Origin of the sequence: Streptomyces albidus (ex Kaewkla and Franco 2022) (assembly GCF_013870515.1) — a bacterium.
In the GTDB taxonomy this organism is placed as follows: Bacteria; Actinomycetota; Actinomycetes; order Streptomycetales; family Streptomycetaceae; genus Streptomyces; species Streptomyces albidus.
Window position 1 is genome coordinate 1 of the sequence record NZ_JACBXA010000230.1, and the last position, 9,490, is coordinate 9,490.

The following is a 9,490-nucleotide window of genomic DNA, read 5'->3' on the forward strand; positions in this document are numbered from 1 at the left end:
GCGGACCGCCCGGCCCGGACGGGACGCCGACTGCCCGGCATCCTCGGTCAGTTGCCGCCGCTCACGTGCACGTAGTCGACGACCAGCTGCTGCGGGAAGCTGGTGCTTCCGTCGGGGTCGCCGGGCCAGTAGCCGCCGACCGCGAGGTTGAGGATCATGTAGAAGGGGTGGTCGAAGACCCAGCGGTTGCCGCCCAGATCAGCGGGGGTGCGTGTCTGGTAGACGTTCCCGTCCACGGACCAAGTGATCTTCTCGGGTGACCAGTCGACGGCGAAGGTGTGGAAACCGTCTGCGAACTTCTCCCCGTTCGGGAGGGAGTAGCCGGCGCCGATGCCGCCGGAGCCGGAGTAGCCGGGCCCGTGGAGCGTGCCGTGGACGGTGCTCGGCTCGAAGCCGACGTTCTCCATGACGTCGATCTCACCGCAGGCCGGCCAGCCCGCGCTGCCGATGTCGTTGCCAAGCATCCAGAACGCAGGCCACATTCCCTGCCCCTGGGGGATCTTCATGCGGGACTCGACGTGCCCGTACGTGGTGGTGAACGTGCTCGCCGTGCTGAGACGTGCCGAGGTGTACTCGCAAGGCCCGTACCAGCACTGGTAGTTGCCGGGGTTCTCCTTCTTGGCCGTGATGACGAGGTTGCCCTGGCCGTCGAGCGCGGCGTTGTCCGTACCGTTCGTGTAGTACTGACGCTCGTGGTTGTTGACGTTGTCGCCCGTCTCGAACCTCCACTTGGACCCGTCGACGGCGCCGCCGGCGGGGCCGTCGAAGTCGTCGGTGAAGGAGGCCACGGCGTTCCCCTCGGGCCCGTCGGGCTCGGCGGCGCTTGCGGGAGCCGCCACCAGGGAGGTGGCGGCGAGAGCGAGGGCGGCCAGCAGCCCGGCCGTCGCGGAAGTCCTGGATCTCATCGAGCGGTTGCCTTCCTGTGGAGCGGATCTCACGGATTGGCATGCCGTTAACTCTTGAAGAGAATCTGCGACTTCACCGCGTACATGTCAATAGGTCTGGACCTTTTTCTTCACAGGCTGACGCCCGCCTTCCGCCCTCATACGGCCCCCGCCCCCGTGAGCGAACGCACCTCTGTCTCCGCGTGCTTGGCCTCGTCCGCCGGCTCACGCGAGGTGACGGTCCCGAGCCAGCCGGCGAGAAAGCCGAGCGGGATCGCGATCAGGCCCGGGTTCTCCAACGGGAAGACGGCGAAGTCGACTTGGGGGAAGAGGGCACCGGGCCCGCCCGACACCACTGGCGAGAGCAACACGAGCACGATGGCCGGAACCAGCCCCCCGTAGACCGCCCAGACCGCACCACGCGTGGTGAACCGGCGCCAGAACAGCGCGTAGAGCAGCACGGGCAGGTTGGCCGCCGCAGCGACCGCGAACGCGAGGCCGACGAGGAAGGCGACGTTCAACTGCTGCGCCAGCAGCCCGAGTCCGATCGCTGCGATGCCCACACCCACTGCGGCGACACGTGCGACGCCCACCTCGCCGCGCGTACCGCGCCTGCTCAGCGAGGCGTACAGGTCGTGCGCCACGGACGCCGACGAGGCCAGCGTGATCCCCGCGACCACGGCCAGAATCGTGGCGAAGGCGACGGCTGCCACGACCGCGAACAGCACCGGACCGCCCGTCGATCCGGCACCTCCGCCCAACTCCAGCGACAGCAGCGGCACCGCCGTGTTCCCCGCGGGGTCCGACTCGCGGACGGCACCTCCGCCCAGCAGAGCGGCGGCTCCGAAGCCCAGCACGATCGTCATCAGGTAGAAGACGCCGATCAGGCCGATCGACCACACGACGGAGCGGCGCGCGGCACGCGCCGTGGGCACCGTGTAGAAGCGGGAGAGGATGTGCGGCAGCCCCGCCGTCCCCAGCACGAGCGCGAGTCCGAGGCTGATGAAGTCGAGACGGTGCGTCCACTCGCCGCCGTAGCGCAGGCCGGGGGCGAGGAAGTCGCGTCCGTGGCCGCTGCGTTCGGCCGCCGTACTCAGCAGCGACCCGAGGTCGCCGCCGAAGCGCACGAGCACCAGAACCGTCAGTGTCAGCGCTCCCCCGAGGAGCAGCACCGCCTTCACGATCTGAATCCACGTGGTGGCGCGCATGCCCCCGCACGAGACGTAGACGATCATGAGCGCCCCGACGCCGATCACCGTCCAGGAACGGGCGGAGCCGCTCGCACCACCCAGCAGCAGCGCGACGAGGCTGCCCGCGCCGACCATCTGCGCGACCAGGTACATCACCGAGACGGTGACGGAGGAGATGCCGGACGCGATGCGGACCGGGCGCTCCCGCATCCGTGCGGCCACGACGTCGGCGAGCGTGAACCGCCCGCAGTTGCGCACGAGTTCGGCGACGAGGAACAGCACCACCAGCCACGCCACCAGGAAGCCGACGGAGTACAGCATGCCGTCGTAGCCGTAGAGCGCGATGACGCCGGAGATACCGAGGAAGGACGCCGCCGACATGTAGTCGCCGGCGATGGCGAAGCCGTTCTCCATGGGGCTGAAGAGCCGGCCGCCGGCGTAGAACTCCTCCGGCGAACCGTGACGCCGGCGGCTCGCCCAGCTCGTGATGGCGAGAGTGACGAGGATGACGGCGCTGAACAGCACCAGCGTCAGCGTCTGGTGGTTGCCGCTCAAGGCATGGTCTCCCAAGCGGTGCGAGGGGCGGGGGCGTTGGCACGGGAATCTGTGCGACGAGCAGCGCGGGACTCAGAGCGAGGAGCTGCGCGGGGATCGGCACGCCTTGCCGCACCGCCGCGTACGGGCGCGCTCTGCGCGGGCGCCTGCGCGCTCCCGGCCGTCTGCGCGGGGATCTGCGCGGCCGCCTGCAGGCGGGCCATGTCCTGTGTCTCCCAGCGCAGTTCGAGCGCGAGCTGGTCCCGTCGCAGCCTGGCGTGGCGCACGTACGCCCACGTGAGCAGGAAGGTGCTGGCGAACTGCGCCAGGCCCGCGACCATCGCGACGTTGAGAACTCCCGCGACGGGGCGGGACATCAGGCCCGGTGCGACGGTGGCCGTCACGACATAGGCCAGGTACCAGACCAGGAACGCCGCGCTGACGGGCAGCACGAAGCGGCGATGGCGACGGCGCACCTGCTGGAACGCGGCGCTGCGCTGGACCGTGAGATAGACCGCCGCGTGCGCGTCCACGGGCTCTCCCCGCTTCTCGACGCGGTCACTCCGGGGCGGGGCGGCAGGCCGTGCGTCGTCGTCACCCCAACCGGAGGCGAGGGCGTCGTGCCAGGGATCATCGGTGCGCATGCCCAAGGATGGGCAGACGCAGAAGATCACGGATGGGGCATCCCGGACGGTTCACCCCTTCAGGTGATGAACCAGAACGGGCGGTATGACCGGAGCCGTTACGAGCCTCCGGCCGGTCGCGTCAGACGTCGATCCGTGAACGGTCCATCGTCGCCGCGGAGGCCCCGATGAACTCACGGCGCGGTGCCACCTCGCTGCCCATCAGCAGGTCGAACGCCGACTCCGCCGACTCCAGATCGCTGATGTTGATCCTTCGCAGCGTGCGGTGCCGCGGATCCATGGTCGTCTCCGCGAGCTGGTCGGCGTCCATCTCCCCCAGACCCTTGTAGCGCTGGATCGAGTCCTTGTAGCGGACCTTCGTGCGCTCCAGCTCCAGCAGCGTCTGACGCAACTCGTTGTCGGAGTAGGTGTAGAGGTACTTGTCCTGGCCCTTCTTGGGGCTGACCAGTTCGATCCTGTGCAGCGGAGGCACGGCGGAGAAGACCCTGCCCTCCTCGATCATCGGCCGCATGTAGCGCTGGAAGAGCGTGAGCAGCAGGATGCGGATGTGCGCGCCGTCCACATCGGCGTCGGCGAGGAAGATGACCTTGCCGTAGCGGGCCTGGTCGATGTCGAAGGTCCGCCCGGAACCTGCTCCTATCACCTGGATGATCGAGCCGCACTCGGCGTTCTTGAGCATGTCGGAGACCGAGGACTTCTGAACGTTGAGGATCTTGCCGCGGATCGGCAGAAGCGCCTGGAACTCGGAGTTGCGGGCGAGCTTCGCCGTTCCGAGCGCCGAGTCCCCCTCGACGATGAACAGTTCGCTGCGGTCGACGTCGTCACTACGGCAATCGGCCAGCTTGGCGGGCAGGGACGACGATTCCAGGGCAGTCTTCCGCCGCTGCGCTTCCTTGTGCTGGCGCGCGGCGATACGCGTACGGGCGGCGGCGACGACCTTGTCCAGCACCGCACGCGACTGCTGCTTGGCGTCCCGCTTGGTCGACCCGAAGAAGTTCTTCAGCTCCGTGGCCACGACCTGCGCGACGATGCGGGAGGCCGCCGAGGTGCCCAGCACCTCCTTGGTCTGCCCCTCGAACTGCGGCTCGGCCAGCCGTACGGTCACCACCGCCGTCAGGCCCTCCATCGCGTCGTCCTTGGCGATGTCGTCCTCGGCGACTCGAAGGACCTTCGCGGACCGCAACGCCTCGTTGACGGTCTTCGTGAGCGACCGCTCGAAGCCGGAGACGTGGGTGCCGCCCTTGGGCGTCGCGATGATGTTGACGAAGGACTTCAGCAACGTGTCGTAGCCGGTGCCCCAACGCAGAGCGATGTCCACGTCCAGCTCACGCTGGACCTCGGTGGGGATCATGTGCCCGCGGTCGTCCAGGACCGGCACGGTCTCCTTGAAGTTCCCCTTGCCCTGGAGCCTCAGCACGTCGCAGACGGGCTTGTCCTGCGCCAGGTACTCGCAGAACTCGCTGATCCCGCCGTCGTAGCGGAAGACCTCCTCCGAGACCCCGCTGCCGGCTCCGTCCTGCCCCTCGGCGCTCTCCTTGCCCGCGAGCCCGCGCTCGTCCCGCACGACCAGCGTCAGGCCCGGGACGAGGAAGGCCGTCTGCCGGGCCCTGGCGTGCAGCGTCTCCAGGGAGAGCTTGGCGTCCTTGAGGAAGATCTGCCGGTCCCCCCAGTAGCGCACACGCGTGCCGGTGCGGTTCTTCGGGAGCTTCTTGCCCTTGAGAAGGCCGCTGGTGGGGTCGAAGGGGGCGTCGGGCCCGGACTCGGTGAAGATGCCGGGGACGCCGCGGCGGAAGCTGATGGAGTGCGTCCTGCCGCTCCGGTCGACCTCGACGTCGAGCCGGGAGGAGAGCGCGTTGACCACGGAGGCGCCGACGCCGTGCAGACCGCCCGAGGCCGCGTAGGAGCCGCCTCCGAACTTTCCGCCCGCGTGCAGCTTCGTCATCACGACCTCGATGCCGGAGAGGCCGGTCTTGGGCTCCACGTCGACCGGGATGCCCCGGCCGTTGTCCCGGACCTCGACGGAGCCGTCCTCGTGGAGGGTCACCTCGATCCGGTCGCAGTGCCCGCCCAGGGCCTCGTCGACGGAGTTGTCGATGATCTCCCACAGGCAGTGCATGAGGCCCCGGCTGTCGGTGGAGCCGATGTACATGCCCGGGCGCTTGCGAACCGCCTCCAGCCCCTCGAGGACGAGCAGGTGCCTCGCGGTGTAGTTCGATCCGCCGTCCCGGTCGGGACCGGTGAGCAGAGCGGTGGACGGCTTGGTGTTGCCCCTGCCGGAGGCCACGGTGGGGTCGGCGGTCACGCGGTTCGCTCCTCGCTGAATTCTGCTTCTGGTGGCTGGTTGCCGCGTCAGAGGGTACCGAGAGTGCAGGACAGGGCGTGCCGCGCCACCCAGGAAGGGGTTCATGCTAGCCCATCTTCGATAGACTGTTCGATAACTCGGGCGGGTGACACACACATCACGTTCCCTTTGAGGCATGAACCATTTAGGCTCCGGGCACGTCCCCTTCAACAACGGGAACACTGCACAGACAAACAACTGGACAACAGCAACCAAGTGACATGACGACGAAGCAACCCACGTAATACGGCTCATTCGCCGCCACCCGGCAACATGCAGCCGCCCCGGGGAGAAATCTTCGAGGATTCGTCGAGAGCGGGAACGTTTTCGACCTGGTTGGATGTTGACCCTGGTACGACAGCTCGTCGAGCTAGAGAAGAGGCGACGTGACTACTGTTCTGACCCCTGCGACTCCGTTGACGGCCGCCGATCGCTGCGACCGCTGCAATGCTCAGGCCTACCTGCGTGTCGTGCTGCTCAGTGGTGGAGAGCTTCTGTTCTGCGCCCATCACGGCCGCAAGTTCGAGCCTGAACTGAAGAAGATTGCTGCGGAGATACAGGACGAGACCGAGAAGCTCACTGCGGCTCCCGCGAACGCGGAAGCCGGAGAGGGCTGAGCGGCCTGACCTGACGCAACGTCCCGAACCGACGAGCTCGGACCGGCACTGAGGCCGGAAAGCGGCGGGCGGTCATCCGGTGACACCGGGTGGCCGCCTTTCGCTGTCCGAGTACGGGACGCGAATATCTCCGGGGCCCTATGACGGGACGGCTCCGCATTTCCGCTCTCAGCGAACAACTGTCGCCGATCCCGTCCGCCAAGGCTTTTCTCACTTCCTTCGCTCCTTTTTTTCAGCCGCTGTGGGCGCGCACGAGTTCCGCCATGGCCGAGACCCGGGTGTAGACGCCGGGCCGCCCCTCCTCGCCGCAGCCCGCCCCCCAGGAGACCAGCCCCACCACGCGCCCCCCGGCCACCAGCGGCCCTCCGCTGTCCCCCTGACAGGCGTCACGGCCGCCCGCGGCGACCCCTGCGCACACCATCGACCGGCTCTCGAACGCGCCCCCCGACGAACCGTGCGTGCCGGCCGGATAGGCCTTGGCGCATGCCGAGTCCTTCAGCATCTTCACCTGGGCCGAGCGCAGCCCTGAGGCGTACTTGCCGGCTCCACTGGTGTCTCCCCAGCCGAAGACCTCCGCGGCCGTTCCCGCCGCGTACGCGGCGTCCCCGCTCCCCGCCATCGCGGCCGTCGCCCCCTCAGGCATGGCGTCGGCGAGGGTGAGTACGGCGATGTCCCCCGCGTTGGACTCGGGATCGAAGCCGGGGTTGATCCACACCTTGCTCACCGGCATCTCTCGCCCCTCGCGCGTGCCGAGGTCGCCCCTGCCCGATATGGCCCGTAGATCGTCCACCTCGCCGTGCTTCACGCCGAGCACCTCCGTGCTCAGACAGTGGGCTGCGGTGATCACCGTACGGACGCCCACGAGCGCTCCCCCGCAGAACTGGCCCGAGCGCGAGTCCCCGAACCGGTCTCGGCTGGCCAGAGCCACCACCCACGGGTGCGTGGCCGCGTCCACCGGATGGCCCCCCACCACGATCCGGTCCCGCGCTGCGGCCGGCTGCGGCGCCAGCAGAATCGCCAGCAGGGCCCCGAGCAGCACGGATATGAGCGAGGGCAACGGTATCGCGCGCAGCGGACGCATTCGGCCTCCTGACCTAGCGGCCTTCCGGACCATCCAGAGTGATCCGGATGGACCAGTTCCGCATCCTGGGGAGGAGCCCTTCACGCGGCAGGGGCCGGCGATCCCGTGAAAGGATCGCCGGCCCCTGCCGCGTGCTTGTGCGCGCCTCGCTCAGTCCAGGTAGTCGCGCAGGACCTGGGAACGGGAGGGATGGCGCAGCTTCGACATCGTCTTGGACTCGATCTGACGAATCCGCTCACGCGTCACGCCGTAGACCTTGCCGATCTCGTCGAGCGTCTTCGGCTGGCCGTCGGTGAGACCGAAGCGCATCGAGACCACTCCGGCCTCGCGCTCGCTGAGCGTGTCCAGGACGGAGTGCAGCTGCTCCTGGAGAAGCGTGAAGCTGACCGCGTCGGCCGGCACGACGGCTTCGGAGTCCTCGATGAGGTCACCGAATTCGCTGTCGCCGTCCTCACCGAGCGGCGTGTGCAAGGAGATCGGCTCGCGACCGTACTTCTGGACCTCGACGACCTTCTCAGGCGTCATGTCGAGCTCCTTGGCCAGCTCCTCCGGGGAGGGCTCACGGCCCAGGTCCTGGAGCATCTGACGCTGGACGCGTGCGAGCTTGTTGATGACCTCGACCATGTGCACCGGGATACGGATGGTGCGGGCCTGGTCGGCCATGGCGCGCGTGATCGCCTGCCGGATCCACCAGGTGGCATACGTCGAGAACTTGTAGCCCTTGGTGTAGTCGAACTTCTCGACGGCGCGGATCAGACCGAGGTTGCCCTCCTGGATCAGGTCCAGGAAGAGCATGCCGCGGCCCGTGTAGCGCTTGGCCAGGGAGACCACGAGTCGGAGGTTGGCCTCCAGCAGGTGGTTCTTGGCGCGGCGGCCGTCCTCGGCGATGATCTCCAGCTCGCGCTTGAGCTTCGGCGCCAGCTTGTCGGCGGCGGCCAGCTTGTCCTCGGCGAAGAGGCCCGCCTCGATCCGCTTGGCGAGCTCGACCTCCTGCTCGGCGTTGAGGAGGGGGACCTTGCCGATCTGCTTGAGGTAGTCCTTGACGGGGTCGGCCGTGGCGCCCGCGGCAGCGACCTGCTGCGCCGGTGCGTCGTCCTCGTCGTCGTCGGAGAGAACGAAGCCCTCGTTCTCGTTCTTCACCTCGGCGGTGGGGCCGTCGTCCGCGCCGGGCTTGTTCGCCTTCGCCGGTGCCTCGTCGGTCGGCTCCTCGCCGCCCTCGAGGATCTCGTCGACGACGGACTTCTTGCCGCCCGCCTTCTTCGGAGCGGCGGTCTTCTTCGCGGTCGCCTTCTTGGCCGTCTTCTTGGCCGTGGTCTTCTTGGCCACGGCCTTCTTGACCGGCTCGGCTGCGATCTCAGCAGCGGCAGCTTCGACGGCACCCTCAGCGAGGACCACGTCGGCCTCTGCGGGGACCTCCGGCTTGGCGGCCTTCTTCGCCGCGGCTGCCCTGGCCGGAACCGTCTTCGTGGCGGTGCGCTTGGCAGGGGTCTTCGCCGCGACGCTCTTACGGGTGCGCTTGGGGGCCTCGGCGGCACTCACCATCAGCGTCACACCCTCCTCGTCGAGGATCTGATTGAGGCTGCGCAGTACGTTCTTCCACTGGGTTGGCGGAATCTGGTCAGCCTCGAAGGCCCGACGCACGTCGTCGCCGCCGATCTGCCCCTCAGCCTTTCCCTGTTCGATGAGCGCCACCACAGATTCGGACTCGGCGATCTCCGCAGGGAGCGTACGGGATGTGCTGGCCGACACGAACAACCTCTCGGAACGATGGAAACGGCAAACCGCCGGTGGGGATGAACCGACGGCGCGGGCTGAGCAGTGGAGGAATACAACGCCTCTATGAGCGCGGGGCTCAGGCTCCGTATTCCTGCCTCGGCTGTCACCTCTTGAGTCATCGCGCTGCAACGCGAAGCGTTACGGGCAATACGCGTGGCCCGGGTCACATCCTGCATCCATATATTCTGGTGAGAACTTGATTAAAGGGGCATGAAAAGGACAACGTCCTCGACGCCTTCCACTCCGACGAGCCCTGAAACGGTTGCGCCGCCGGAAACCGGCGGCGCAACCGTACTGCCAGGCCGCATCCTCATGGTCACGGCTCGTCCCGACGACCGCCTCTCGCCCGTACGGCAGAGGCGGCCCCGGCTTCGATGAACGTGTACGCAGGTGAGCACCGGCTCGCTTTGCGCACAACGGCCG

Annotated in this window: 6 protein-coding genes and 1 pseudogene; 1 reads left to right on the forward strand and 6 read right to left on the reverse strand. The window is 68.0% G+C overall.

All coding sequences use genetic code 11. The annotated features are described in order from the left end of the window. Positions 1 to 47: 47 nt before the first annotated feature. The 4 genes and pseudogenes from H5J26_RS24675 to H5J26_RS24690 form a co-directional block, all read right to left on the reverse strand. The gene (locus tag H5J26_RS24675; protein WP_181768159.1) at positions 48 to 905 is read right to left on the reverse strand and encodes a glycoside hydrolase family 16 protein; all 858 of its coding nucleotides are present in this window, start codon (positions 903 to 905) and stop codon (positions 48 to 50) included. Between the two features lie 137 nt (positions 906 to 1,042). Beyond that, complete coding sequence (locus tag H5J26_RS24680; protein ID WP_181768160.1) at positions 1,043 to 2,629, reverse strand: cation acetate symporter; 1,587 nt, start codon at positions 2,627 to 2,629, stop codon at positions 1,043 to 1,045. A gap of 194 nt (positions 2,630 to 2,823) precedes the next feature. Continuing rightward, positions 2,824 to 3,252 (reverse strand): annotated as a pseudogene (locus tag H5J26_RS24685) (DUF485 domain-containing protein); the annotation flags it as partial. A 121-nt stretch (positions 3,253 to 3,373) separates the two neighbouring features. Beyond that, entirely contained in the window at positions 3,374 to 5,554 is a 2,181-nt protein-coding gene (locus H5J26_RS24690) for a DNA topoisomerase IV subunit B (protein WP_309238058.1), read from the reverse strand. Positions 5,555 to 5,979: 425 nt separating this feature from the next. Between H5J26_RS24690 and H5J26_RS24695 the strand changes: the two genes are divergently transcribed. Further along, entirely contained in the window at positions 5,980 to 6,210 is a 231-nt protein-coding gene (locus tag H5J26_RS24695; protein ID WP_181768162.1) for a DUF7455 domain-containing protein, read from the forward strand. Positions 6,211 to 6,442: 232 nt separating this feature from the next. Here the strand turns inward: H5J26_RS24695 and H5J26_RS24700 are convergent, their stop codons facing one another. Both H5J26_RS24700 and H5J26_RS24705 read right to left on the reverse strand, forming a co-directional pair. Further along, positions 6,443 to 7,291: a S1 family peptidase gene (locus H5J26_RS24700; protein WP_181768163.1), complete on the reverse strand. Its 849-nt coding sequence runs from the start codon at positions 7,289 to 7,291 to the stop codon at positions 6,443 to 6,445. 150 nt (positions 7,292 to 7,441) lie between these two features. Continuing rightward, complete coding sequence (locus H5J26_RS24705; protein WP_181768164.1) at positions 7,442 to 9,040, reverse strand: RNA polymerase sigma factor; 1,599 nt, start codon at positions 9,038 to 9,040, stop codon at positions 7,442 to 7,444. Positions 9,041 to 9,490 lie beyond the last annotated feature (450 nt).